The 25132-nt window shown below is 69.6% G+C and carries 23 protein-coding genes; 11 read left to right on the plus strand and 12 right to left on the minus strand.

All coding sequences use genetic code 11. From position 1 onward, the window contains the following. Positions 1 to 102: 102 nt before the first annotated feature. Entirely contained in the window at positions 103 to 582 is a 480-nt protein-coding gene (locus E3T24_RS13025; protein WP_134366909.1) for a PPOX class F420-dependent oxidoreductase, read from the minus strand. Positions 583 to 672: 90 nt separating this feature from the next. Here E3T24_RS13025 and E3T24_RS13030 point away from each other — a divergent pair, with 90 nt between their 5' ends. Next, positions 673 to 1392 carry a hypothetical protein gene (locus E3T24_RS13030; protein ID WP_134366910.1) on the plus strand — a complete coding sequence of 240 codons (720 nt, stop codon included), beginning with the start codon at positions 673 to 675 and terminating at the stop codon, positions 1390 to 1392. Positions 1393 to 1448: 56 nt separating this feature from the next. Here E3T24_RS13030 and E3T24_RS13035 read toward each other — a convergent pair whose 3' ends face one another. Together E3T24_RS13035 and E3T24_RS13040 are read right to left on the minus strand one after the other, a co-directional pair. Next, positions 1449 to 1910 carry a VOC family protein gene (locus E3T24_RS13035; protein ID WP_134402463.1) on the minus strand — a complete coding sequence of 154 codons (462 nt, stop codon included), beginning with the start codon at positions 1908 to 1910 and terminating at the stop codon, positions 1449 to 1451. Between the two features lie 131 nt (positions 1911 to 2041). Further along, on the minus strand, positions 2042 to 5350 hold the full coding sequence (locus E3T24_RS13040) for an HAD-IA family hydrolase (protein WP_241975807.1): 3309 nt from the start codon (positions 5348 to 5350) through the stop codon (positions 2042 to 2044). Positions 5351 to 5494: 144 nt separating this feature from the next. Between E3T24_RS13040 and E3T24_RS13045 the strand changes: the two genes are divergently transcribed. Next, complete coding sequence (locus E3T24_RS13045; RefSeq protein ID WP_134402464.1) at positions 5495 to 6781, plus strand: M18 family aminopeptidase; 1287 nt, start codon at positions 5495 to 5497, stop codon at positions 6779 to 6781. Between the two features lie 203 nt (positions 6782 to 6984). Here E3T24_RS13045 and E3T24_RS13050 read toward each other — a convergent pair whose 3' ends face one another. After that, positions 6985 to 7185: a hypothetical protein gene (locus tag E3T24_RS13050; protein WP_134402465.1), complete on the minus strand. Its 201-nt coding sequence runs from the start codon at positions 7183 to 7185 to the stop codon at positions 6985 to 6987. A 119-nt stretch (positions 7186 to 7304) separates the two neighbouring features. Next, positions 7305 to 8207 (minus strand): oxygenase MpaB family protein, encoded by a 903-nt coding sequence (locus E3T24_RS13055; RefSeq protein WP_134366914.1) that lies wholly within the window; start codon positions 8205 to 8207, stop codon positions 7305 to 7307. 449 nt (positions 8208 to 8656) lie between these two features. On the opposite strand from E3T24_RS13055, the gene E3T24_RS13060 reads away from it, so the two are divergent. Continuing rightward, positions 8657 to 10117 carry a cryptochrome/photolyase family protein gene (locus E3T24_RS13060; RefSeq protein ID WP_134402466.1) on the plus strand — a complete coding sequence of 487 codons (1461 nt, stop codon included), beginning with the start codon at positions 8657 to 8659 and terminating at the stop codon, positions 10115 to 10117. Positions 10118 to 10162: 45 nt separating this feature from the next. On the opposite strand, the gene E3T24_RS13065 is transcribed toward E3T24_RS13060, so the two are convergent. Beyond that, positions 10163 to 11767: a PucR family transcriptional regulator gene (locus tag E3T24_RS13065; RefSeq protein ID WP_241975812.1), complete on the minus strand. Its 1605-nt coding sequence runs from the start codon at positions 11765 to 11767 to the stop codon at positions 10163 to 10165. 105 nt (positions 11768 to 11872) lie between these two features. Here E3T24_RS13065 and E3T24_RS13070 point away from each other — a divergent pair, with 105 nt between their 5' ends. The 6 genes from E3T24_RS13070 (at position 11873) to E3T24_RS13095 (ending at position 17732) form a co-directional block, all read left to right on the plus strand. Further along, a complete protein-coding gene (locus tag E3T24_RS13070) occupies positions 11873 to 12739 on the plus strand; it encodes a hypothetical protein (protein WP_134434694.1) in 867 nt (288 codons plus the stop codon). Next, a complete protein-coding gene (gene menC / locus E3T24_RS13075) occupies positions 12736 to 13845 on the plus strand; it encodes an o-succinylbenzoate synthase (RefSeq protein ID WP_134366918.1) in 1110 nt (369 codons plus the stop codon). Before E3T24_RS13070 ends, menC begins: the two co-directional genes overlap by 4 nt. Before the next feature lie 70 nt (positions 13846 to 13915). After that, on the plus strand, positions 13916 to 14848 hold the full coding sequence (locus E3T24_RS13080; protein WP_134366919.1) for an ABC transporter substrate-binding protein: 933 nt from the start codon (positions 13916 to 13918) through the stop codon (positions 14846 to 14848). Between the two features lie 3 nt (positions 14849 to 14851). Beyond that, positions 14852 to 15829: an amino acid ABC transporter permease gene (locus E3T24_RS13085; protein WP_241975808.1), complete on the plus strand. Its 978-nt coding sequence runs from the start codon at positions 14852 to 14854 to the stop codon at positions 15827 to 15829. After that, positions 15826 to 16629 (plus strand): amino acid ABC transporter ATP-binding protein, encoded by an 804-nt coding sequence (locus tag E3T24_RS13090; protein WP_134405055.1) that lies wholly within the window; start codon positions 15826 to 15828, stop codon positions 16627 to 16629. Before E3T24_RS13085 ends, E3T24_RS13090 begins: the two co-directional genes overlap by 4 nt. A gap of 149 nt (positions 16630 to 16778) precedes the next feature. Next, the gene (locus E3T24_RS13095) at positions 16779 to 17732 is read left to right on the plus strand and encodes an AAA family ATPase (protein WP_134434695.1); all 954 of its coding nucleotides are present in this window, start codon (positions 16779 to 16781) and stop codon (positions 17730 to 17732) included. Here the strand turns inward: E3T24_RS13095 and E3T24_RS13100 are convergent. Continuing rightward, on the minus strand, positions 17626 to 18138 hold the full coding sequence (locus tag E3T24_RS13100) for a hypothetical protein (protein WP_174776555.1): 513 nt from the start codon (positions 18136 to 18138) through the stop codon (positions 17626 to 17628). The two genes, E3T24_RS13095 and E3T24_RS13100, sit on opposite strands and share 107 nt — an antisense overlap. A 95-nt stretch (positions 18139 to 18233) precedes the next feature. Here E3T24_RS13100 and E3T24_RS13105 point away from each other — a divergent pair, with 95 nt between their 5' ends. After that, entirely contained in the window at positions 18234 to 18524 is a 291-nt protein-coding gene (locus E3T24_RS13105) for a hypothetical protein (RefSeq protein WP_134434696.1), read from the plus strand. On the opposite strand, the gene E3T24_RS13110 is transcribed toward E3T24_RS13105, so the two are convergent. The 3 genes from E3T24_RS13110 to E3T24_RS13120 all read right to left on the minus strand — a co-directional run bounded on the left by E3T24_RS13110 (position 18496) and on the right by E3T24_RS13120 (position 21578). Beyond that, positions 18496 to 19386 carry a DUF429 domain-containing protein gene (locus E3T24_RS13110; RefSeq protein ID WP_134402469.1) on the minus strand — a complete coding sequence of 297 codons (891 nt, stop codon included), beginning with the start codon at positions 19384 to 19386 and terminating at the stop codon, positions 18496 to 18498. The two genes, E3T24_RS13105 and E3T24_RS13110, sit on opposite strands and share 29 nt — an antisense overlap. 110 nt (positions 19387 to 19496) lie before the next feature. After that, a complete protein-coding gene (locus E3T24_RS18280) occupies positions 19497 to 20213 on the minus strand; it encodes an RNase H family protein (protein WP_134402470.1) in 717 nt (238 codons plus the stop codon). Positions 20214 to 20396: 183 nt separating this feature from the next. Continuing rightward, positions 20397 to 21578, minus strand: coding sequence for a MarP family serine protease (locus E3T24_RS13120; protein ID WP_134365393.1), 1182 nt, complete (start codon positions 21576 to 21578; stop codon positions 20397 to 20399). Positions 21579 to 21759: 181 nt separating this feature from the next. Between E3T24_RS13120 and E3T24_RS13125 the strand changes: the two genes are divergently transcribed. Continuing rightward, the gene (locus E3T24_RS13125; RefSeq protein ID WP_134365394.1) at positions 21760 to 22962 is read left to right on the plus strand and encodes a DUF4192 domain-containing protein; all 1203 of its coding nucleotides are present in this window, start codon (positions 21760 to 21762) and stop codon (positions 22960 to 22962) included. A gap of 48 nt (positions 22963 to 23010) precedes the next feature. Here the strand turns inward: E3T24_RS13125 and E3T24_RS13130 are convergent, their stop codons facing one another. Beyond that, positions 23011 to 24453 (minus strand): aspartate aminotransferase family protein, encoded by a 1443-nt coding sequence (locus tag E3T24_RS13130; protein ID WP_134365395.1) that lies wholly within the window; start codon positions 24451 to 24453, stop codon positions 23011 to 23013. 3 nt (positions 24454 to 24456) lie between these two features. Beyond that, positions 24457 to 24939: an Lrp/AsnC family transcriptional regulator gene (locus E3T24_RS13135; RefSeq protein ID WP_134365396.1), complete on the minus strand. Its 483-nt coding sequence runs from the start codon at positions 24937 to 24939 to the stop codon at positions 24457 to 24459. Positions 24940 to 25132 lie beyond the last annotated feature (193 nt).

Raw genomic sequence — 25132 nt, forward strand, 5'->3', positions numbered from 1 at the left:
CGCGACGCTGCGGGCGGGCGCGGGCGCGGGCGCGGGCAGGGGCGGGAGGTCGGGCGCGGGCGAGTGTGGGCAGGCGCGGGCTGCGGGCGGGCCGGTGGGGGACTAGAGCGCGTCGAGCCGGGCGGCCACGTCGGCGGGGAAGCCGCCGGTGCCGATCGGGCTCCAGCGGGTAGGCACGATGCGGATCAGCGACTTGTCCTGCAGGGCCATGGCGGCCCGGTACTCGGCCCAGTCCGAGTGCTCGCCGGCGATGCAGCGGAAGTACTCGACGAGACCGTCGGCCGCCTCGGGCATGTGCAGCACCTCGGCGTCGCCGTCGACCTGGATCCAGCCGCCGTCCCAGTCGTCGGAGAGTACCAGCACGGAGGCGTGCACATTGCGCTCGGCGTTGCGGGTCTTGGCCCGGGACGGGTACGAGGAGATCACGATCCGGCCGTCGGGGTCCACCCCGCCGGCGACCGGCGAGATCTGTGGGCGGCCGTCGGCGCGGGTGGTGGCCAGCAGCATCCGGTGCCGCGGGCGAACGAAGTCGAGCATGCCGTCACGGTCGACGACGGTGGAAGTTGCGATGTCTCTGGCCATGCGTCCAAGGCTACGTCAGCGTCGGGCCGGACCGGACCGGTCTCGCCCGGGTGCGTCCGGCCCCCGATCGGGACTCGCTATGCTCGCAGCGTGAAGGTCATCCAGGAACTCGAAACCCGCATGCACCCCGACTCCATCGCGGGCTTCCGGCTGGTGGTGGCGGAGGCCCGGGTTACCGACACGATTCTGCTGCACGAGCGGGCGATGCGCCGGATGGTGGGGCATGTGCAGTGGATGCTGCGCCGCGTCGGCGCGGACGGCATCCGTTTGACCGCGGCCGGCTTCCTCCCTCCCGCGATCGTGGTCGAGGCCACCACCGAGCTGGACTGGGGCTGGCCGGTGGCCGTGAACCGGGAGGTGCACATCCTGCCGCTGCGGGAACTGCGCGAGCACCTGGTCAGGGTCGGCCTGCTGCGGGTGACCCGGGGCAGCCTGCTGCAGACCAGCCGGGGCCGGGCGCTCGCCGAGGCGCCGCGTGAGCTGTGGTGGCATCTCGCCCGCACCATCCACGTCAGCCGCTCCGCGGTGGAGACGGATGCGATCAACCTGCTGCTGCTGCTGATCGCCCGGCGGGGCTTCGACGAGAGCGAGCTGTTCAAGGAGATGCTGGCCCTCAGCCTCGAAACCGTCGGCTGGGTGCAACCGGACGGGGAGCCGCTCTCCGGCGCTGCCGCGTTCGCCCTCGTGCTGACGAAGTGGCGGCTGCTCCACCAGTTGGGCGTGATCGACCGCAGCGACGATTACCTGCGGTGGGCCATCACGCCCGGCGGGGCCGCGTTCGCGCGGGCGGCCCTGCAGACAGAGGTGTGAGGCAGACCGGCAGACCGGCAGACCGGCAGACCGGCAGACCGGCAGACCAGACCGGGCTACCGCTGCACGTCGGAGACGCCGGCGGCCTGGTCTGCGGCCTGCTGCGTGGCGGCATTCTCCATTCCCGCCAGGTCCATCCAGAACGCCTCCCAGAGGTGCCCGTCCGGGTCCTGGAAGCTGCGACTGTACATGTAGCCCTGGTCGTCGGGGGGATTGGAGGCGCTGCCGCCGGAGGTGAGTGCCTTGTCGGCGAGGGCGTCGACCGCCTCCCGGCTGTCGGCGCTGAGGGCGAGGATGGCCTCGGTGCCCTCGCGTGCGTTCACGATCGACTTGCGGGTGAATCGCTTCATCATCTCCGTGGTGAGCAGCATCGCGTAGACGTGGTCCTGGTCGATGACCAGGCAGGCGGCGTTCTCATCCGTGAACCGGGGGTCGAAGGAATAGCCGAGTGCGCTGAAGAAGTCGGTGGACCGCTTCAGGTCGGCGACGGGCAGGTTGACGAAGATCATCGTGGACATGGTTTCCTCTCTTGGCGTCCATGGGTGGAGTCGGAACGTATGAAGGTGAAGTCCCCTCCAGTACACGCCGGGGTGCGGGTGCCTGCAAGGCCCGCGCAGCATCCGCCGCAGCCTCGGACCAGGGTCGGCCGCTAGGGTCCGAGCGGGAAGTCGCGGGTCTGTCCGGGGGAGAGGATCGCTTCGCGGCCCTCGACGCGCACCCGGATCGGGGTGGCGCCGCCGGCGTGCAGGTGCAGCCTCAGATTCGTGGGCGTCAGCTCCAGCCGGATCGGCTGCTCCCGGTAGTTGATGCCGAACGCCACCCAGGTCAGTTCAGCCGGGAGCACCGGGTGCAGCCAGAGCATGTTGTCCCGGATCTCCAGCCCGGTGTAGCAGCGCACCACCATGTCGACCGAGCCGGCCATCGCCCCGAGGTGGATGCCTTCGTGCGTGGTGCCACCCTGGATGTCCGCGAGGTCGCTGTCGAGCGCCTGGTTCAGGAACTGCCAGGACCGTTCGCGGTCGCGGCGGGCCTCCAGCCAGGAGTGCACGACATTGCTCAGGGTCGACCCGTGGGTGGAGCGGGCGGCGTAGAAGTCGACGGTGCGCACCACGGCCTCGGGCGGCAGGGAGTAGCCCATGCCGCCGAGCAGCTCGCGCAGTTCCTCGGCGGAGAACAGGTAGAGCAGCATCAGAACGTCGGCCTGCTTCGATGCCCGGTAGTTGTTGGTGCTGTCGCCTTCGGCATTGAGGATGAGGTCCAGGCGGCCGATCGAACCGTACCGGGCCCGGTAGCCGGCCCAATCGAGCTCGGGCAGGGCCTCGTAACCCTCGAACTGGCTGAGCACCCCGTCGGCCATGAACGGGACCCGCAACCGTGGGCTGATGTGCTCCCAGCGCCTGACCTCCTCCGGCCGCAGGCGCAGCCGGCTCCAGAGCGGGCGGCAGTATCTTCGTTCGAGCAGGGAAACCGTTTCCGCCGCCCGGAGCAGCACCCACGCCGCCATGACATTGGTGTACGCGTTGTTCCGGAGGCCCTCCCCGGGGGCGTCCGGGTAGCCGTCATGGAATTCGTCCGGCCCCATCACGCCCACGATGTCGTAGCGGTCGTCGGCCTCGTCGTACCGGGCCAGGCTGGCGAAGAACCGCGCCACCTCGAGCAGAAGCTCGGCGCCCTGGTGGATCAGGAAGTCGGTGTCGCCGGTGGACTGGTAGTACTGCCAGACGCTGTACGCGACGGCGAGGCCCACATGCCGCTGCAGCCGGGTGTTGTCGGGCATCCACTCGTCGGTGCGCACGTTGAGGAATTCGGTGGGGGTCACCTCCCGCCCGTCGATCCCGCTCTGCCACGGGAACATCGCCCCCTCGAAACCGGCTTCGCGGGCCGCGGCCCGCGCCTCGTTCAGGCGGCGGTAGCGGTAGCCGAGCAGCACCCGGCTGAGGTCCGGCCGACGCAGGGTGAGGATCGGGTAGACGAACAGCTCGTCCCAGAAGATGTGTCCGCGGTACGCCTCGCCGTGCAGGCCGCGGGCCGGGATGCTGGCGTCCAGGTCGGCGTCGACGTCGGCCAGGGTCTGCAGCACGTGGAAGGTGTTCAGATTGAGCGCGAGCGACTGGCGCGTGCCCGTTTTCAGCTGCACGGCGAACTCGTCCCAGAGGATCTCCCACTCCCGTTCGTGCGCGGCGAGGAGCTCGGCCGGGTCGGTCAGCCGGCGAAGCCAGGTCGTCACCGACCGGGCCGGGGAGGCGATCGCCCGGTCCCGTGAGGTGCTGACGCACACGATCTTCTCCACCCTGACCGGCCGGCCCGGGCTCAGCTGCAGCTCGAATTCCTGCGCGACCCAGCCCGCGTCATCCGTCTGCACCCGGCGTTCCGGGGCCAGGATTTCGTCGCCCGCGAAGGCCCGGGTGCGCGCCGCCATGGCGATGTGGATGCCGGACTGGGTGGTTTCCATCTCCAGCAGCAGGGTGTCCGCGTCGATGGCCACGTTCGTGCGGGGGATGAGGTGGCGGCTCGCGAGGAGCCGGTCTGCGGCCACGTTGCGGTTCGCGATCCGGCCGTCCAGGGCGGACCTGACGGTGATCGGCCCGGACCAGTCCTCGGCCTCGAACGTCGTCTCCAGCACGGCGGCGTGCGGGGCGGCCTGGGAGACGAAACGGCGGGTGGTGACCCGGGTGGTGCGGCCGGCGTCGTCGCGGAACCGCACGACCCGGGTGAGCAGGCCGCGCCGCAGGTCCAGTTCCTGCCGGTAGGTCTGCACCTGGGGGCTGCTCGGCCGGAACCAGTCGTCGTCGGCCACCCGGAACCAGAGCGGCAGCCAATTGGGGGCGTTGACCACGCTCTCGTCCTCGACCCAGTGGGTGCCCAGATCGGTGCGCAGCCGGTTGTAGACGCCGGCAAGGTAGGTGCCGGGGTAGTGCACGTCATCCGCGTCGGTTTCGGGTGCCGCTCCCCGGGTGCCCCAGTAGCCGTTGCCGAGCGTGCAGAGCGCTTCGCGGAGCCCCTCGGTGGCGGGGTCGAAGCCGTCGTATCGGAGCAGCCAGGGGTCGCTCCCCGACTCGCCGCCGGCCCAGCCGCCGGTGGGATCGGTCGTGGGGTCGGGCGTGGGGTCGGCTGCCGGGTCGGCCCGGTCCGCCGGTTCATCCGGGTTGGCCGGCTGGCCTGGTGGCTCGGTGATCGTGCCGTTGAACTCGGCCAGGTCCAGCCCGGCCGGGTCGAGGTCGCCGAGCCCGGAGACCACGAGGTCGGCGCCTGCGTCCCGCAACCGGTCGCCCGTGTTCGTGCGGTCGAGGCCGATCACCAGTCCGAAGCCGCCGCGCGCCGCGGCCCGGACGCCCGCCTCGGCATCCTCGATCACGGCCAGCAGCGGCGGAGGCACGCCCAACCGGCGGGCGGCCTCCACGAAGAGGGCAGGATCGGGTTTTCCGGGCAGCCCCAGGCGGGCCGCGTCGGCGCCGTCGACTCGCACGTCGAACAGGTCTGAGATTCCCGCGGCGGCGAGCACGGCAGCGCCATTGCGGCTCGAGGACACCAGTGCGCGCGGAATCCCCTCCGCGCGAAGCCGACGGATCAGGGTGACCGCGTCGGGGAAGGCGAGCACCCCCGAGACCTCGAGGAGCTCGTGGAACAGCTCCTGCTTGCGCTCGGCCAGGGCGGCCACCGTCAGCCCGGCTTCGGCCCGGTCTGCGGGCCGTGCTGCGGCCGCCGGCCCGTCGGGCGCTGTCAGGCCGCGGGACGCCAGGAAGGAACGGATGCCGTCCTCCCGCGGGCGCCCGTCGATGAAGCCCCGGTAGTCGTCGGAGTCGAACGGGCGCTGGGGGGTGGCGGAGAGGCCGGGCAGCACCTCGTCGAAGAGGGCCTTCCAGGCCGCCGCGTGCACCGACGCCATGTCGGTGACCACCCCGTCGAGGTCGAAGATGACCCCGGCGCACGCCACCCGGGGCGGTGGGCTCTCAGTCACGGGTCTCCCAACGGTCGGGGTGCTTGCGGTGCTTCGGTGCTTCGGTGGAGAGAATCGCACCTTTCCGGCCTTTCCGCACCTGACGGAGGGGATGCGGCGGGGACCGGGCGCCCGGCCCGCCCGCCCCAGTGGTTGGATGGATGCATGACCTTCCCGCCAACCAGCGTCGCCACCCACACCGACGATTTCGCCCGCTTCATCACCGCCTCCCCGTCGTCATACCACGCGGCCGCGGAGGTCGCCCGACGCCTGGACTCCGCCGGCTTCAGCCGTGTCGACGAAGCCGAGGAGTGGTCCGGTGAGGCCGGACGGCGCTACGTCGTTCGTGACGGCGCGGTCATCGCCTGGGTGCAACCGGCCGGCGCGGGCCCGACGACGCCGTTCCGCATCCTGGGCGCCCACACCGACTCGCCCGGGTTCAAGCTCAAGCCGAAGCCGACCATCGGGGCCCACGGATGGCTGCAGGCCGGCGTCGAGGTCTACGGCGGCCCACTGCTCAACTCCTGGCTCGACCGCGAGCTCGAGCTCGCCGGCCGGCTGACCACCATCGACGGCTCCGAGCACCTGGTGCGCACCGGACCGTTCTGCCGCATCCCACAGCTGGCCATCCACCTCGACCGTGATGCCAACACGGGCCTCACCCTCGACCGGCAGCGACACCTGACCCCGGTCTTCGGTGTGGGGGAGGCCGGCCAGGCCGACCTGGTCGGGCACCTTGCCGGACTCGCCGGGCTGCGGGGTGAAGAGGTCGCGGGGTACGACATCCTCACCGCCGACACGGCGGCCCCCGCCCGGTTCGGCCTGGACGACGCACTGTTCGCCGCCGGCCGGATGGACAACCTGTCCTCGGTGCATGCCGGCCTGGTGGCGCTGCTCGCCGCGCCGGAGCCCAGTGATCAGATCCTGGTGTTCGCGGCCTTCGACCACGAGGAACTCGGTTCCCAGACCCGCTCCGGCGCGAGCGCACCGCTGCTCGACGACATCCTGACCCGGATCGGGGCGGGGCTCGGGGCATCCGTCAGTGAGCGGTTGCGTGCTTACGCCGGTTCGTGGTGCCTATCGGCCGACGCCGGTCACTCCGTGCACCCCAACTACCCGGAGAAGCACGACCCGGCGAACCGGCCCGTGGCGGGCGGGGGGCCGTTGCTGAAGATCAACGCGACTCAGCGTTACGCGACGGATGCCGGCGGTGCGGCACTCTGGGCAGGTGTCTGTGCCCAGGCCGGCGTGGAATATCAGGAGTTCGTGTCGAACAACAACGTGCCGTGCGGCTCGACCATCGGTCCGCTGACGGCGACGAGGCTCGGCATCCGCACGGTCGACGTCGGAATCCCGCTCCTGTCGATGCACTCGGCCCGCGAACTCTGCCACGTGAACGACCCGTTCGCGCTGAGCGCGGCCATCGCGGCCTTCTTCGCGCCCGTCCGGTAGCCGTTACTCGGCTGCCGCTCGTCGCCCGTTGCCTCGTCGCCGGTTTCCTCGCCGCCGGTTTCCTCGCCGCCCGTTTCATCGCCGAACCGTGAGTTGCGCCCCTGTTTCCGTTCCGGAAACAAGGTCTTCTCACGGTTCGGCGAGGGGCACCAGGGGTAAGAGGCGGTGTTCTGCGACGGGGTCAGTGCGCGAAGGCGCCGGGGTCAGCGTGCGAAAGTGGGCTGCCGGCCGTACACCGACTCGCCGTGCCTCGACTCCACAAGATCCTGCGCGTCGGCGAGTTCGCAGTTGGACTCGTGCACGATGAGCGGCCAGACAATGCGGCGGTCGTTCCCGACGTGGGCTGTACCACCGATTCCGCACTCCCGGCAGTGGACGTTCAGGACCCAGTCGTTTTCTCTCATTCTCAGAGATTTCCTCAAATACGTCCGTGCGGCAAGGGGGTGTACCTCCGCGCCGCAGTGTGCGAGGCCCGGCGGTGTGCACGGCCCGGCATCCGGGCATCCGGACGTCCGGTCCGAGGCTAGGCGGGGTTCGCGGCGGCGAGACGTTTGATCCGGGCCCGGGCCGCGTCCTCCGAGGACGACGAGCGGCCGAGCAGGAACCGCACCGCGCCGAGCACCGCGCCCGTGGCCCAGACCGCGGGCAGCATCGACCGCCGGAGGCCGAGCAGGTCACGGTATTCGCGGGGGATCGACGCGACCGCGCCGGCGAACATGACCCGGTAGAACGGCATCATCGCGGGCCGGAGCGGGGGGTTGCGGATGAAACGCACCGCCTCGGCGACGCGCTCGTCGCTCTTGAGCACGCCGGCATCCTTGAACGCGTCGAGTTGTTGCTTCAGTTCGGCGGCCGACAGCGGCGGGTTTCGCACGCCGACCAGTTCTCCCGCCTTCGCCCATTCGCGCACGTAGCCGTCGGCGCCGCCCGGAATGGCGTCACCCCAGATCGTGTGGGACTGCAGGAAGGCGTCGGTGAAGACGATGTGCACCCAGGCCAGCAGCTCGGGGTCGCCGGCCGCATAGGGGCGTTCGATGCCCTGGGCGTCGCGGTAGGTGCCCGTCACCCGGTCATGGAAGCGCCCCACCCGGGACGATTCGAGCTCGGCCAGCTTGGTGTCGGCGAAGGTCACCGTGACCAGCCACTGGATCGTGCCGGCGAGACGCCCGAGGGGGTCCTCCTGATAGCGCGACCAGTCGTGCACGCCGGCCATGGCGCCCGGGTGCAGGGTCTGCATCAGCAGTGCACGGATGCCGGCGACCATCGTGGCCATCCCGCCGTGAACGGCCCACGAGGCCGAGCCCGGGCCGAAGAACCCCGCGTCGTCGCCGAGCTCGATCTTGTCGACCCAGTTCGGCCGGCCCTCGCTGTTCCCGGAAAATGTCACCAGGAGATGTGACCGCCAGCTGTCTACGAACCTGCCCATGGAGAGAGGCTAACCCGTGGTTGCTGGGCATCGGCTTCGAAGCTCGGCGCTGCTCCTCGAGGGTCGGGCGCGGCGTCCGGCGCCGAACCAATTCGACGGAGATTCTGATCCAAAAACAGGGTTTCAGGCGGTTTGGGCTCCATTCGGGCAAAATCTCCGTCGAATTCGTTGGGGCACTGAGGTGAGCGCCGGCCGCCGGGCAAGGGCGCGTGCAGCGAGGGTGGAGTGGATGCCCGGCGAACCAATTCGACGGAGAAACGGCTCTAAAAAGTGCGATTGCGGGTGTTTGATCCCGATTCGGGCAAAATCTCCGTCGAATTCGTTGGGGCACGGGCACGGGCACCGGCACCGGCACCGGGACCGGCACCGGGACCGGGGGCCGGTGGAACACGGGGCGGGCTCGGCGACCATGGCAGGGCGGGACCGGGTGATCTAGGCTCGGAATCACCATGCCGCCACGCTTCCTGTTTGCCGATCAGCTCGGTCCCCACTTCGATGACGGCGGACCGCTGGTGATGGTGGAGGCCGTGGGGGTGCTCGGGCGCCGCCCGTACCACCGGGCCAAGGCGCACCTGATCCTCAGCGCCCTGCGCCACCGGGCCAGGGAGCTGGGCGACCGGGTGGAATACCTCCGCGCCGATCACTACCGGGACGTTCTCACCGGTCGTGAGCTCGAGGTGATCAATCCCACCTCCTGGGGTTCCCGCGCCCTCGTGCAGGAACTCGGCGCGCACGTGTTGCCCAGCCGCGGCTTCGTCACCAGCGAAGCGGACTTCTCCGCCTGGGCGGCGGGGCGGCCGCCGTCGCGGCTGATCATGGACCAGTTCTACCGCCAGGTGCGCACCGACACGGGACTGCTGATGCGCGGCCCCGACCCGGAGGGCGACCGGTTCAACTTCGACCACGACAACCGTCAGCCGCCGCCGAAGGGCGCGGTGAGCCTGGGCCTGCCCGACCCGTATCGCCCGGTCGAGGACGACATCGACGAACAGGTGCGCGCCGACCTGGACCGGTGGCAGGCGGAGGGGCGCATCCGTCTGATCGGGGACGACGGCCCACGCCGGTTCGCGGCGACCCGCACGGAGGCGCTGGCGGCGCTCGCCGACTTCGTCGAGACGCGGCTGGGCGACTTCGGACCGTTCGAGGACGCCTCCCTGCTCGGCGACGACGCCATGGCCCACTCGCGGTTGAGCGTTCCCCTGAATCTGGGGCTGCTGCATCCGCGCGAGGTGATCGACGCCGTTGTCCTGGCCTACGAGACCGGGGGAGCGCCGCTGCAGAGCGTGGAGGCAGTCGTGCGGCAGATCATGGGCTGGCGGGACTGGGTCTGGCACCTCTACTGGCACCTCGGCGAGGATTACGTGCGGCGCAGTAATTTCCTGGATGCGCAGGTGCCGGTGCCGCGGGAGTTCCTCGAACTCGACGGACAGGGCGTGCGGGCGAAGTGCGTGAGCCACGTGCTCGACCAGGTGCGCCGCACGGGACATGCCCACCACATTCAGCGCCTGATGGTGCTCGGCAACTGGGCGCTGCAACGCGGGTACCGGCCGGCGGAACTCACCGACTGGTTCACGAACGCCTTCGTCGACGGCACGCCGTGGGTGATGCCCGCGAACGTCGTCGGGATGTCCCAGCACGCCGACGGCGGAATCGTCGCCACCAAGCCCTATGCCTCCGGTGGCGCGTACATTTCGAAGATGAGCGACTATTGCGGCTCGTGCACGTTCAACCCGAAGAAGCGACTGGGCGAGGACGCGTGCCCGTTCACCGCCGGGTACTGGGCCTTCCTCGACCGGGTGGAGCCGCGCATCCGCGGAAATCACCGGATGGCGCAGCCGCTCGCCGGTCTGCGCCGCCTCGTCGACCGGGACGAGGTCGTCGCCCAGGAGCGCGAACGCACCGACTGGTGAGGCTAAGACTGGTGAGGCTCAGAGTGGTGAGGCTCGGGCAAACGGTCAGTCGAATTCGGCCACCCGCAGGCTGAGCCACAGGGTCAGGGTGTCGTCCGCGTCATCGAGGTCGATCCCGAACAGCTCCTGAGCCCGGCGTAGGCGGTACCGGAGGGTGTTCTGATGCACCGACAGCCGGCCGGCCGTGACGGCCGAATCGCGCGAACAGTCCAGATAGGTACGCAGGGTCTTGGCGTAGTCGGTGCCCGTGCGGGCATCCGTCTCGAGCACCCGATTCGCCTGCTCGGAAACGAGCCGCGGGGTGCGGCGGAAGATCTCCGCGAGTTCGAGGAGCGTCAGCCGGCTGCGCTCGTCCCTGGCGCTCGCCACGGAGCCGGCTCCCGGGAGAGTCCCGACGAGCAGCAGCACCAGGTCGGCGTCGTGCCGCGACCGGGCGATGCCGGCCAGGGCCGAGACCACCGACCCCACGGATGCGCGCACGGTGATGCCGAATGCCGTGGCCGAGCGGCCCGCGACCCGGGCCGCCAGGGCCTCGACGCCCGTCGGGTCTGACCCGGCCGCGCCGCTGAACAGCGCGTAGACCTCGCCGCCGATCACGACGCATTCGGCGTTGTGCTGGTGGGCCTCGCACTGGATCGCGATCAGGTCGATCAGTCTCAACAGCCGCAGCTCGTCGCCGGTTGCCGCCAGATCCGGCTGGAACGCCAGCACCACGAACGGTCCGGCGGCGTCCAGCCCCAGCTGGGTGGCGAGGAGCCTGGAATCGTCTCCGCCCTCGAGCAGCCGGCGCAGCAGTTCGGCGCGCTGCTGGCGGGCCAGGTCCGCGGTGCTCCGGGCGCGCAGCAGGTGCAGCGCGGCGATGTCGGCGGCCCGTTCGAGCGCACGCAGGGCATCGCTGTCGAGGTCTGCGGCTGCGTCGACGACCCAGATCGAGCCGAGCGGCTGAACGCCGGCCCGGACGGCCACGGCCAGCCGGTCCAGGCCCGGAGGCAGGCCGGGCACCCGCACCGCACCCGGAGCCCGGAACACCGACGCATACTGCTCGGCGTTCTCCGGCAGGTCCGGCACCTGCCGGCCGAGGATGCCCTCCCGTCGATCGTCGTCGATCACCTGTCCCGGCACGGTCGAATAGGCGAGGATGTGCGTCTGGAGGTCCTCGATCGCGGTCGCACCGCCGATCAGGGCGGCGATCGCGTTGGCCAGCGCGAACAGGTCGCCGACCGGGGTGGCCGAGAGGGAGCTGTCGGCCTCACTCGCCGTGGTCAAGGCGGAATTCATGAGCGAGTCCACCTGGCGCCACTCGAGCTCGTCGTCCACGACCAGCAGGGCGATTCCCTCGGCGTCGGCGACGGCCGCGAGGGTTTCCACGCTCAACCCGAGCGACTTCACGACGACCGCGCCGAATCCCCGCCGGGCCGCGTTCCGCACGGCCTCCGCGGATTGCGGCGCGGCCGGGTGCAGACCGATGCCCAGGAGGATGCCGCTGCGCCGGCCGGTCTCGGTGCCGAGCGGGTCGTGCAGCGTCGGACTGGTCAGGGGCAGGCGGATCCGGGTCAGGTGCGAGGCGAGGCGCAGGCCGGAGCCGTCGAGAATCTGCAGCAGTTCGGCGACGCCAATGCCAATGCCCGGTCCAGGCGGATTCGATTGCATCACCCGGCAACCGTAGCGGCTTATTGTGCTGCACGACAATGAATTCACCCAAGCTTCGTGCTGGTCGACGAGGATCGAGCGCCGGGTTCTGACCACACTTGGACCATGTCCCTCAGCCTCGAAGTCAGTCCGCTCGTCCGCCAGGCGCGAGACGCGTCGGCCCGGGCGGCATCAGCGGCCCGGATCCGCGTCGTCGACGAGTCTGACCTGGATCGGCTCCGAGACGTGGAAGCCCTGCTGATCACCGTGTGGGGAACGTCGCCGCACGGAGCGCCGATCCCGACGGATCTGCTGCGCAGCATCAGCCACGCCGGCTGCAACGTCACGGCCGCGTACTCCGAGAACGGGACGCTCTGCGGGGCGGCCGCGGCGATCGTGTCGCCGGGGAACGCGTCCATGTACTCCCTGATCGCGGGCGTGCTGCCGGGCCTCGCCGACAACGGTGTCGGATTCGCCCTCAAGCAGCACCAGCGGGCCTGGGCCCTGATCCGGGGGATCGAGACCATGACCTGGACCTTCGACCCCCTGGTCAGCCGTAATGCCCGGTTCAACCTCACGAAGCTGGGGGCGCACGCCGACGAGTACCTCGAGAACTTCTACGGCCTGATGGAGGACGACATCAACGCCGGCGACCAGAGCGACCGGCTGGTCGCCGTCTGGCCTTTGACGAGCCGCGAATCCGTCGCCTGCAGCGAGGGCGTTCCCCTGGCCACCGTCCTGCCCGGCTTCGGCCCCGCCGACGTGCGCGGCATCGGGCCCGACGGCCGGCCGAGCGTCGCCGAGAGCGCCGGCTCACTGTGGTGCCGCGTGCCCACCGACATCGTCGCCCTCCGCGGCCGCGATCCGGAGCAGGCAGCGGCCTGGCGGGCGAGCGTGCGGGACATCTTCAGCACCGAATTCGGCCGGGGCCGTTCGGCCGTCGGAGTCACCCGAGGCGGCTGGTACCGGCTCGAAACAGGAGGACAGCAATGAGAATCGAGAACATCGAACTGCGCAGGGTCACCCTGCCCCTGGTGAGCCCGTTCCGGACATCGTTCGGAACGGCCACCGAACGGGAGACGACGCTGGTGCGGGTGAGCACCGCCGACGCCGAGGGGTGGGCCGAGTGCGCCGCCGAACCCGACCCGCTGTACAGCTCCGAGTTCCTCGACGGCTGCGACCTCGTCCTGCGTGACCACCTGATCCCGAGGCTCCAGGCGCTCGGCGACCGTTTGACGGCCGAGCACGTTGCCACGGCCCTGGCGCCGGTGAAGGGGCATCCGATGTCCAAGGCCGTGCTCGAAACGGCCATTCTCGACGCCCAACTCAAGGAAACCGGGGTGTCCTTCGGCGGTTACCTGGGTGCGGTGCACGAGACCGTGCCCGCCGGCGTCTCCGTGGGAATCATGGACTCGATCGAGGAACTCCTCGAAGCCGTGGGCGGCTACCTCGACGAGGGCTACCTGCGGATCAAGCTGAAGATCGAACCCGGCTGGGACCTCGTCCCGGTCCGCGCCGTGCGGGAACGCTTCGGCAACGACATCCTGCTGCAGGTGGACGCCAACACCGCGTACACGCTCGCGGATGCCCGTCACCTCGCCCGACTCGATCCCTTCGACCTGCTCCTGATGGAGCAACCCATGGCCGAAGACGACATCCTGGGGCACGCGGCCCTGGCGAAACTGATCAAGACCCCGATCTGCCTCGACGAGTCCATCGAGTCCGCCCGAGACGCCGCCGCGGCGATCACTCTCGGCGCCTGCAGCATCATCAACGTCAAGCCCGCGCGGGTCGGCGGCTACCTCGAGGCCCGCCGCATCCACGATGTCGCCGCGGCGCACGGGGTTCCGGTCTGGTGCGGGGGGATGCTGGAGACCGGCATCGGCCGGGCCGCGAACGTCGCGCTCGCCGGACTGCCGAACTTCGTGCTGCCGGGGGACACCTCCGCATCGAATCGTTACTATGCGCAGGACCTCACCGCCCCCTTCGTGCTGGAGGATGGTCACTTGCGCGTGCCCACGGGTCCCGGCATCGGCGTCGAGGTGCTGCCCGATGTGCTGGCCGACCTCACCACCTCCACGGTGGACATCGCCTTCTAACCCCCCCCGAACATCCTGGACGCACCCGGTCCCGGCCAGCCCGAGCAACACCCCAGTCTGGAGAGCACGAATGAACACTGAAAAACGCACCGGTCCGTCGTGGCTGATGGTGGCATCGATCGGGATCGCGGCGACGCTGGCGCTCTCCGCCTGCGCCACCGCCGACGCGGCGCCGTCCACCGAGAAGGCGCCGTCGACCGCCGACGTGGATGCGACGGCCGCCGCAGCCCTGCCCGCGAAGTACAAGGACGCCGGCATCATCAAGGTCGCCTCCGACATCCCGTTCCCGCCGATGGAGATGTTCGACGAGAACCAGAAACTGACCGGTTTCGACTACGACCTGGCACAGGCCATCGGCGCGAAACTCGGCGTCACGATGGAACTGCAGACTCAGGCCTTCGACAGCATCATTCCGTCCCTGCAGTCCGGCAAGCACGACGTGATCATGTCGGGGATGAACGACACCCCCGAGCGCCAGGTGACCGTCGACTTTGTCGACTACCTCCACGCCGGCTTCTCCATCCTCGTTCCGGCCGGCAACCCCAACAAGATCGCGACCGTTCTGGACCTGTGCGGCCAGGAAGTCGCGGTGCAGAAAGCCACCGTGCAGGCCGAGATCCTCCGCGGCTACGACAAGCAGTGCACGGATGCCGGCCCCGGCCCGATGAAACTCTCCGAACTGCCGCTCGAGACCGACGTGCAGACCGCCGTGCGGGCGGGCAAGGCCGTCGCGGACGTGGTGGACTCCGCCGTGGCCTCCTACGCCGCGCAGACCGCGGGCGACGGGAAGTTCTTCGAGGTCGTGCGCGACCCGGCCAACCCGGCCGGCTACGACCCGGTGTACACCGGCATCGGCGTGCTGAAGAAGGATGCCGCGCTGAGCAAGGCGCTCATGCTCGCGCTGGATTCGGTGATCGCGGACGGGTCGTACGCCAAGATTTTGGGCAAGTACGACATGAGCGACTTTGCCGTTGACGCGGCCGGAATCAACCTCGGGTCCTGAGCGTTGGCGCACGCGACACTGGCGACCCCGGTCGGGGCCGGGCCGGCCACCCAGATCGATCCTGACGACATCGTCGCGGTTCCGCTGCGGCATCCGTGGCGCTGGTTCCTCGCCGTCTTCCTGCTGATCGGCTTCGTCAGCCTCGGGATCTCCCTCTGGCAGAACGAGAACATCAACCACCCCACCATCACCGAGTTCATCTTCAACCCGCGGATCCTAAGCGGCGTCGTGCTGACCGTGGTCCTCACGGTCGTCGCGATGCTGGTGTCCACGGTTCTAGGGGTGCTCCTGGCCGTGATGCGGCTCTCGAACAATCCGGTGATGAACACGCTGGCCTGGCTGTACGTCTGGGCGTTCCGCGGCACCCCGCTGCTGATCCAGATCGTCTTCTGGGGCTACCTCGGCCTGCTCTACGCGCAGATCTCGGTGGGCATCCCGTTCACGGACTTCACGATCTTCTCCATGGAGACCAACACCCTGATTCCGGCGCTAACGGCGGGGCTGCTCGCCCTGACCCTGAACCAGGCGGCCTACTCGGCGGAGATCGTGCGCTCGGGCATGCTCTCGGTCGACGAAGGCCAGTACGAGGCGGCGTACTCGGTGGGAATGAGCCCGGTGTTCACCCTGTTCAAGGTGGTGCTGCCCCAGGCCATGCGGGTGATCATCCCGCCGATGGGCAACGAGACGATCTCGATGCTGAAGAACACCTCGCTGTTGTCGGTGATCGCGGTGCTGGAGCTGTACACGGTCGCCACCCAGATCTCGTCGCAGAACCTTCGCCAGGTCGAGCTCCTGCTCGTGGTCAGCTGCTGGTACCTCTTCCTCACCTCGGTGCTGTCGATCCCGCAGTACTACCTGGAGCGGTATTACGGGCGCGGCAAGGCCCGCACCCTGCCGCCCACGCCCTTCCAGCGGGTGCGCGCCCTGCTCGGACGCCGCCCGATCACCGTTCGCCGGACCGAAAGCCAGGACGCCTCATGACCATCGAAGCTCCCGCCTCAGCGCCCGTCTCAGCGCCCGTCGAACCGTTGCTGAGCGCGCTCAAGGTGCGCAAGAGCTACGGCGGCGTCGAGGTGCTCAAGGGCATCTCCCTCGCCGTTAACCCCGGCCAGGTGATGTGCTTGCTCGGGCCGTCCGGGTCCGGCAAGTCGACCTTCCTTCGCTGTATCAACCACCTGGAGCGCATCGACGGCGGCCGGATCTCGGTCAACGGTGAGCTCGTCGGCTATGCCCAGCGCCGGGACCGGATCTTCGAGATGAACCCGCGGGAGGTCGCCCGTCAGCGCCGTGGGATCGGGATGGTCTTCCAGCGCTTCAACCTGTTCCCCCACATGACCGCCCTGGAGAACATCACGGCCGCTCCGATCGGGGTGCGCCGCATCAACAAGCAGAAGGCCAGGGACCGCGGGCTGGAACTCCTCGACCGGGTCGGCCTCGCCAATCTGGCCCAGTCCTATCCCGCCCAGTTGTCCGGCGGCCAGCAGCAACGCGTCGCGATTGCGCGCGCGCTGGCGATGGACCCCAAGCTGCTCCTGTTCGACGAGCCGACGAGCGCCCTCGACCCCGAGCTGGTCGGCGATGTTCTCGACGTGATGCGCACCCTGGCGTCCGACGGGATGACGATGGTCGTCGTGACGCACGAGATCGGGTTCGCCCGGGGCGCCGCCGACGTCGTCGTCTTCATGGACGGCGGTGTCGTGGTGGAATCCGGACCGCCAGAAGTGGTGCTGGACAACCCGCAGAGCGCGCGCACCAAGGCGTTCCTCGACAGCGTTATGTAGGCGACTGCGACGGCGACGGCGCGGCGACCGGCCCATCGGGGCGCGGCGCGGCGCGGCCCGGCCTGGCCGCGGCGACACCTCGACCTGCGCGGCGACCCGGGGTACCGTGACAGTGGCTGCGGCCCCCGCGGCCGGAAGCCGGAGCCACTATGTCCTCCCTCACCAACTACGGCCAGGCCATCGCCTCGACGACGGTCGCGCTCCTGCAGATGCTCTCCTCGCCGCCGATCGGGCTGGAGGTCACCGCGTACCCGCTCAACGCACCGCGCACGGGCGTGTCCGGCCCGTCCGTCAACCTGTTCCTCTACTACGACAGCCTGATCACCTATCGAGAGGAAACCCAGCGGGGTCCCAGCCGCGTGATCGCGGAGCTGCACTACCTGGTCAGCGCCTACCCCGGCGACGACGGCGACACGGATGCCGGCAGCCACCGGGCATTCGGCACGGCGCGGGCGGCCATCGAGCGCCACCCCGTGCTGAGCGTGCCGCTGGGGTCGGCCGACGTCCTGCAGGTCTGGCTGTCGCCCTCGCCGCTGACCACGGAGGTTCTCACCGCACTCTGGGCGGCCGCTGCCGAGCCACTCCGGCTCTCCTTCGCCGTGATGGCCTCCTTCACCCTGGACGCGTCCGAACGGGTCGCGGTCGTCGGAACCGTGCGCGACGTGGTGAAGCTGGCCGGCGCGGGAGCCATCGCGGTGCTCACGGGAGCGGACGCCGCGGGGAAGGCCGAGGCCGCCGCATCCGTCGCCCGGGAACTGGGCAAGCCGCTGGTGACCGTTCCCGTCACGGACATCGTCGGGGCCACCCTGGCCGAGACCGAGGAGAAGCTGACCCGGCTGTTCGAACAGGCGGAGCACCGCGGGGCCGTCCTGCTGATCGAGGAAGCCGACGCGGTGTTCGGGGTGCGTCCCGAGGTGCTCGATGTCGACGACCCGTACGCCGGGCTGGACATCGGGTCGGTCCTGGACCAGCTCGGGCATGCGCCCAGCGTCGTGATCATCGGGTTAGGTCATCTGGCCAGCGACGAGCTGGCGGACCGGGCGAAGGTCGAGGTGCGGTTCCCGGCCGAGGAAGGGTCGGCTGCTGCTCGGACCTCGGGTTGAGCGCATCCGGCGCGTTGACCACGTCGAGCGAGAGCAGCACCAGCACCAGTTCGAGCAGGCCGAAGCCGAAATAGACGGCCTGCAGGACACTGAACGGGATGATCACCATCTGCACGAACACCCAGATCAGCAGGCCGAACCCGGCCGCCGCGGCCGCTGCCGCCGCCGCCCGGCCGTTGCGGCGCCACAACAGCAGGAACGCGGCGAGGTGGGTGCCGCCGACCACCAGGAACAGGATCAGGCCGGGCACCAGATATGAGTCGAAGGGGGTGCCGGCCAGGTACTCCGGCGGGGGCGTGATGCCGAGCCCGCCGATGGCCGGCCCCAGGATCAGGGCCAGTCCGCCCGCGAACGAGGTGACGGCCAGGAAGGACTGGAGCACCAGGAGTGATCGGCGCCAGATCATGATGTGCCTCGATTCTTCAGATAAATCCAGTGAACAGTGAACCCCTCTTCGCGCCCGGTGGCCACCCGGGGGAGCGGGCACCCTACGCTGGCAGGATGCCTTCGTTCCGCATCACCCTGATCATCGGGGCGCTCCGCCCGGGCGTCACCCCGGACTCCGTTCTGCCCGGCATGACGGCCGCGGCCGCCGAGTTGACGACCGTGGAGGCCTCCGACCTGGCCGTGGTCGCCGGATCGGCGCGGGCGACGGTCAGGTTCACGGCGAATGATACGGGCATGGCTCTGCGGGTCGGCCGCCAGGTCGTCGCGGCGACCCAGGCCAGAGCCGAGCCGTTGTCGTGGCAGGTGACCGAGCGGGTCAAGGCCCGCTGGTACCCGGTGCGCTAGAGCCGCACGGCGTCGACTGTGACGGCGCCGCCGACAGGACGACGGCTTCGCGGCGCTGTTCCGGGCGGGCCGGCGCGATGATGGTGGGCCGGTGCCCGTCGTCCGAGACGGCGTCCCGGGCACCCAGAACCTGGCAGCGCCGGGTGCCCTCCCGCCACCAGAGTGACGCCGTCCAGGCGCAGAGCAGGGCGTCGATCAGGTCTTCGCGGTGCTTGTAGGCCGTGTCGAGCAGGGGCGAGGCCGTCGTGATCAGGGCGTCGGAGACGGGATGCGAGCCCAGATCGAGCGGCGGGGTGGCGCCGGTGAGCCCCCACATCCGCTGGATCAGGTCATCGCAGACGATCGCCCGCTCGGTGCGGCGTTCCCCGAGCGGAAGCGAGGTGCCCATGCGTTTGTACCGGGGACGCCTGTCGGAGTAGCCCAGCTCCTCCGCGCCGACCAGGGTCGTGTACGGGTAGCACTCGAAGAAGCTCGCGGCGGCCGGCGGCACCGCGGAGAGGCCGTCAGTGTAGGTCCAGCCCGCGGCCTCGAGCCGGCGCCGCACCGCGACCCCGGCGAGCCAGGGGAGACCCAGGTTGGAGGCGTTCGCGGCGACGTGCCAGCGACCGTAGCGGCTGCCGGTCTCCCGCTCGCAGAGTCGCATGCCGGAGGGGTTGTCGACCACGAGGGGCGCGTCGATGGCGAGGACGGCCCCCGGTTCCCACATCCGTTCGATCCACCGCACCACGGCATCCGTGCCGCGGGCCCAGCCGGCGTCGAGCACGCGCCCGTTCTCGTCGACGCAGGCGAGGCCGGATTCGTTGGCCTGTTTCGTGGCGCTGCCCTCACCCCAGGCCAGATCCACTCCGAGGAAACGTGTCATGGGTCATGACTAGCACACGGTCATGACCAGCACAGGGCCGTGACCAGCACAGGGCCGTGACCAGCACAGGGCCGTGAACGGCGCTGCGGGCGCGGTGGCCGATTCATCGGTCAGATCAGACCGCGCAGCAGCTCCTCGACGCTGACGCCGAGCGTGGCTGCGCGCCGGGTCAGGCGGGCGTGCGCCTCCGGAGAGAGCTCCAGCGACACTGTGTGCGAGCCGGCCGGCTCGTCGTCGAACGCGAAGAGCTCCGGATGCGCCGGCCCGGCCGGCGGCTTCCGCGCGGCCGGCAGAGCGGTCACGGCAGCCGGCTTCGTGGCCGGTGCGGTCAGGGCCGGCCGTCGCGGCGGCGGGGCGTCGCCCGCCCGCACCCAGCCGGGGCCGGGGTTGATCGGAGCACTGCGTTGGAATGCCTCTGACACGGCGCGGGCGCGGGTGTCCGCGGCCTCGTTGAGGGGATGGTTCGCGTGCCCCTTGACCCACTCGAACCGGTATTTGCGCCCCTTCAGGGCCTCATCGAGTTCCTGCAGCAGGTCGAGGTTCATCACCGGCTTGCCGTCCGCCTTGCGCCAGCCCTTCGCCTTCCAGCCGCGCATCCACTTGGTGATGGAATTGATCACGTACTGGCTGTCGCAGAGCACGAGCAGGTCGTCGTCCAGGTGCGCGGTGGCCCGGAACAGCTCGAGCACGGCCTTGAGCTCGCCCTGGTTGTTGGTGGCGTGCTTCCACCCGCCGGCGGCCCAGCAGGAATCGTCGACGAACCAGGCCCAGCCGGCGGGGCCGGGGTTGCCGAGAGCGGAGCCGTCTGCGGCGGCGATGATAGTCATACGGGCCTTTCGTGGTGCCGGCTTCTGCGGGACCCGTCTAGTCTGCCATCGTGACGAGGGGCCCAGCCCAGCCTCGCGGCTCAGGTTAGGGCCGCCGGCGCAGGCTACAAGCTCCGCCGGCGTCGCTAACCTGCGCCACGAGGCCCGACCACGGGTGCGGGCGGCCATCGTGACGCGGGGCTGCTATTCGCTGATGCAGGCTCCGGAGGACACGGGCGCACGCAGCGCCGCGGCCTGCTCCACCACGGGGTCGACCTCTTCCATGGCGAGGGCGTAGCCGAGGTTGGCGGTCACCGTCGACTTCGCGAAGATGACACCGGAGACGAGACCGGCCTCGCTCAGCAGGGGGCCGCCCGATTCGCCGTGCTGCACATCGGCGGCCAGCGTGTAGATCTGCCGTTGGGAGGGGTCCTGGCCGTAGATGTCGGCCACCAGGGCGGGCGCGACCGCGACCACCTCCGCGGGCCCGGACTCGAACGGGCCGCCGAAGGGATAGCCGTCGCTGACGGCCGGGCTGCCCGGCGCGAGGTTGTCGCCGAGCGGCAGCGGAGGAGCGTCCAGGCCGGAGACGGCGATCACGGCGAGGTCGACGCTCGGGTCGAAGTAGACGACCTGACCCGGCCTGGCGTTGCCGTCGGGGGTCTCGACGACGGGTTCGGCCACGCCGGCGACGACGTGGGCGTTGGTCAGGACACGGTCGGGGGCGATCACGAAACCGCTGCCCGACTGGTTTTGCCCGCAGGCGTAGGCGGTGCCGGTGATCTTCACCACGGATGCCTGTGCCGCGAGCAGCGCGTCGCTGTCCGTTCCCATGCTGGGGAGCGTGGGGGCCGGGCCGTTGAAGGCCTCGATCACCCGGGGGATGCCCTCGGTCACGACGACGGAGCGCAGCTGGGTGAGCAGCGTCCTGACCTGGTCGGGCGTGAGGGAGTCGATCGTGCGGATCACGCTCGAGGAGGCGATCGCCGGGGACAGCACGGGCACCCCGAGGGAGCCGATGCTGAAGGCGATCATGGAGGCGACCAGGGCGGAGACCGTGAGAGCGGCTCCGGCGCCGAAGACGCGGTCGACGGCGTGGAGCCTGGCGCGGGCGCGGCGCGGGCGGAGCGCCCGGCCGATCGCTCCCCCCAGGGAGAGCCCGCCGAACAGGAGCAGGGCCGCGGTCGCGAGCGTGGCCGCCGTGCGCCACTCGGCGGCGGGGACCCAGGAACCCACCAGCGGAACGAAGAAGTAGGCGGCGACGGCGCCGCCGACGAGGCCGGCGATGCCGCTCAGGCTGCCGATCAGACCGCTGCGAAAACCGGAGACGAGGTAGCCGACGAGCACGAGCAGGAGGGTGAGGTCGAGGATGGTGGTGATCGGCATCCGTGGACCTCGTTCGCTAGTCGGTGTGCTGCTTCCCCCACCGGCCGCATCTGTCATCACAGCGTACGTCGTCGGCGGTCGGGTTTGCTGAAGGAAGCCTCCACAGGCGGCGGAGCCCGGAGTTCTTCACCGGTCCCGGGCGGCGCCGTGCCGTGCCGCCGGCCAGGGCAAGGGTTGTCCCATGAATCGGACAATCGTCAAGACCAGGGAAGCCCACGACTTCCTCGCGCTCGTGCCTCAGCTGGCCGGGTTCCTGCCCGAGAACAGCCTGGTGCTCGTCGCCTTCCGCGGCAACCGAACCTGCGGAGCGATGCGCTTCAACCTTCCTGAACCCGACTCCTCCCGTTCCGTGCTGGGACGAGTCGTCTCGTCGCTCATCGGCACGCTCTGCAAGATCCCCGGGGTGGATGCGGTCGTCCCGGTCGTCTACAGCGATGAGCCCATCGCGAGCGTGACCGGCCTGCCCCAGGAACGATTCGCGGAGGTCCTCTCTGCACGCGCACGCCTGTGCGGGTTCCTGGTTCGGGACTCGCTCTGCGTGGCACCCGATGGATGGGGGTCCTACCTCGACCCCGACTGCCCGGCCGGCGGGCATCCGTTGAGCGCCATCGCGGCGTCCGAGGTCAACCGGTCCATTCCCGCCGAGGCGCGCCTCGACCTCGCCACCCTGCGAAGCCGGGCCGACCTGCCGCGGGTCGACCCGGCGCGGAAGGCTCGGGTCGGCCGCAGGCTGGCCAGGTACCAGCGGCTCGGGAGCTCCGCGCAGACCGTGCCGGAACTGCTCGACCTGGCCGGCGACATCATCGACCCGGTCGCCACCGCCGAGGCCGCGCTCGGCTTCGATTCGGAGAACCTCGCCGTGGAGGAAGCCGCCGCGTTGCTCTTCCTCGTGCAGGGACCGGCCTGCCGGGACCAGATGATGCTGCAATTCGCGTTCGGGGAATCGGTCGGGCGCCGAACCTTCGCGCTGAATCTGCACTACGCGGCCCTGCAACGCGCCACCGGGCGCAGCCTCGACGACCTCGTCGCCGAGGAATGCGCGGCATCCGACGTGCCCGATGTGCCGGACGCGCGGGAGACCAGCGACTACATGCTCGGTCTCACGGACGAACGCCCGGACCCCGGCCGAATCGAGCGGGCCGTCCGGCTGCTGAAGGCTGTCGTCGCGCTGGCGCCTCGCGCGTGCCGGCCGGCACCGCTCTGCATGCTGGCGTGGCTCTCCTGGGCGATGGGCCGCGGGTCGGTCGCCGGCATCTTCATCGACCAGGCGCGTTCCATCGACCCCGGTTACGGCATGGCCGAGCTGCTCGACACGGTGGTGTCGAGCGGACACCTGCCGGACTGGGCGTTCGCCGTGCCGCCGGACGAGACCTCAGAAAAATGACCGGGACGCCCTGGCCGTGAAGTCAGGGCGTCCCGGTCGGGTGCTTGCCTAGAGGTACTTGGGTGCCTCGGAGAGCACGCCGTGCAGGATATCGCCGATCTCGCTGAACTCGGCCGGGCCGATGGTGAGCGGGGGAGCGAGCTGCACGACGGGGTCTCCGCGGTCGTCGGCGCGGCAGTAGAGCCCGGCCTCGAACAGTGCCTTGGACAGGTAGCCGCGCAGCAGGCGCTCGGACTCGGCGTCGTTGAAGGTCTCCTTCGTCACCTTGTCCTTGACCAGCTCGATCCCGAAGAAGTAACCCTCACCGCGCACGTCGCCGACGATCGGCAGGTCGAGCAACTTCTCCAGTTCGGCGCGGAAGAGCGGCGAGTTCTCGCGCACGTTCTCGTTGAGCTTCTCCTCCTCGAAGATGTCGAGGTTGGCCATGGCCACCGCAGCGGACACCGGGTGCCCGCCGAAGGTGTAGCCGTGGTAGAAAGTCGTGTCGCCGTGCTTGAAGGGCTCGTAGATGCGGTCGCTGATGATGGTGGCGCCGATCGGCGAGTATCCGCTGGTCATTCCCTTGGCGCAGGTGATCATGTCCGGTTCGATCCCGAAGGTCGTCGACGCGAACATGTTGCCGATTCGTCCGAAGGCCGTGATGACCTCGTCGGCCACCAGCAGCACGTCGTACTGGTCGCAGATCTCGCGTACCCGCTTGAAGTAGCCGGGGGGCGGCGGGAAGCAGCCGCCGGAGTTCTGCACGGGTTCCAGGAACACTGCGGCCACGGTCTCCGGCCCCTCGAACTGGATCATCTCTTCGATCCGGTTGGCCGCCCACAGGCCGAACTTCTCCAGGTCGTCGCCCAGACCGGAGCCCATCTCATCGGCCCGGTAGAAGTTCGTGTTCGGCACCCGGAACCCGCCCGGGGTGACCGGTTCGAACATCTCCTTCATCGCGGGGATGCCGGTGATGGCCAGGGCGCCCTGCGGTGTGCCGTGGTAGGCCACGTTGCGCGAGATGACCTTGTGCTTGGTCGGGCGGCCCTGCAGCTTCCAGTAATACTTCGCGAGCTTGAAGGCCGTCTCGACGGCCTCGCCGCCGCCGGTGGAATAGAACACACGGTTCAGGTCGCCGGGGGCGTGGGAGGCCAGTCGGTCGGCCAGCTCGATCGCGCTCGGGTGGGCGTAGGACCAGATCGGGAAGAAGGCGAGTTCCTCCGCCTGTTTCGCGGCCGCCTGCGCGAGGCGCTTGCGGCCGTGGCCGGCCTGGACGGTGAACAGGCCGCTCAATCCGTCGATGTACTTCTTGCCGTTGGAGTCCCAGATGTGGTGACCCTGGCCCTTGGTGATGATCGGCACGCCGTGGCCGGCTTCGAGCACCGACTGGCGCGAGAAGTGCATCCAGAGGTGGTCCTTCGCCTTCTGCTGCAGGGTGGCGTTCTCGGCATCCGTGTAGACGCGAGGTGTCGCCGTCTCGTCGGTCTGAGCGATGGGTGCTGTGATAGTCATTTTTTACCGTGTTCCCCAGTTGTAGAACTGCTTGTGGAGTTTGAGATAAACGAATGTCTCGGTGGAGGAAACCCCATCGAGACTGCGGATCTGTGAGTTGAGCAGGGTGATGAGTTCGTCGTCGTCCTCGCAGACGACTTCGACCAGAAGATCGAACGAACCGGCCGTGAGCACGACATAGTCGACGGCCGGGATGGCGGACAGCTGCTCGGCGAGAACCCGGGTGTCCCCGGTGGCACGGATGCCGATCATGGCCTGGCGGTAGAAGCCCAGCTGCATCGGGTCGGTGACTGCGACCACCTGCATGACCCCGGCATCCGTCAGCTTCTGAACGCGCTGGCGCACGGCCGCTTCGCTCAGGCCGACCGCCTTGCCGATTTCGGCATACGATCGGCGGCCGTCAGCCTGGAGCTGCTCGATGATCTTCTTCGAGACATCGTCCAGTTGTGCCGTCTTGCCCGCAGCGTTGCGTCCGATTAGAGCCATTCAGCGATTATGACAGCGAGAACACCCTCAGGCAAGCGATTCCGCAGAAAATCAGCTCGAAAGCGACGGAATCGAATGAGAAAGGCCTGGTTTCGTCTGGTTGGGTTTCGGTCGGTCGCCGTTAGGATAAACCCGTCGACGTGGTGCCGTCGGCGATTTGCACCCGGTACCCGGTGCCCGGTGCACTCAACGG

The sequence above is a fragment of the Cryobacterium sp. TmT2-59 genome (genome assembly GCF_004403545.1).
Taxonomy (GTDB): Bacteria; Actinomycetota; Actinomycetes; order Actinomycetales; family Microbacteriaceae; genus Cryobacterium; species Cryobacterium shii.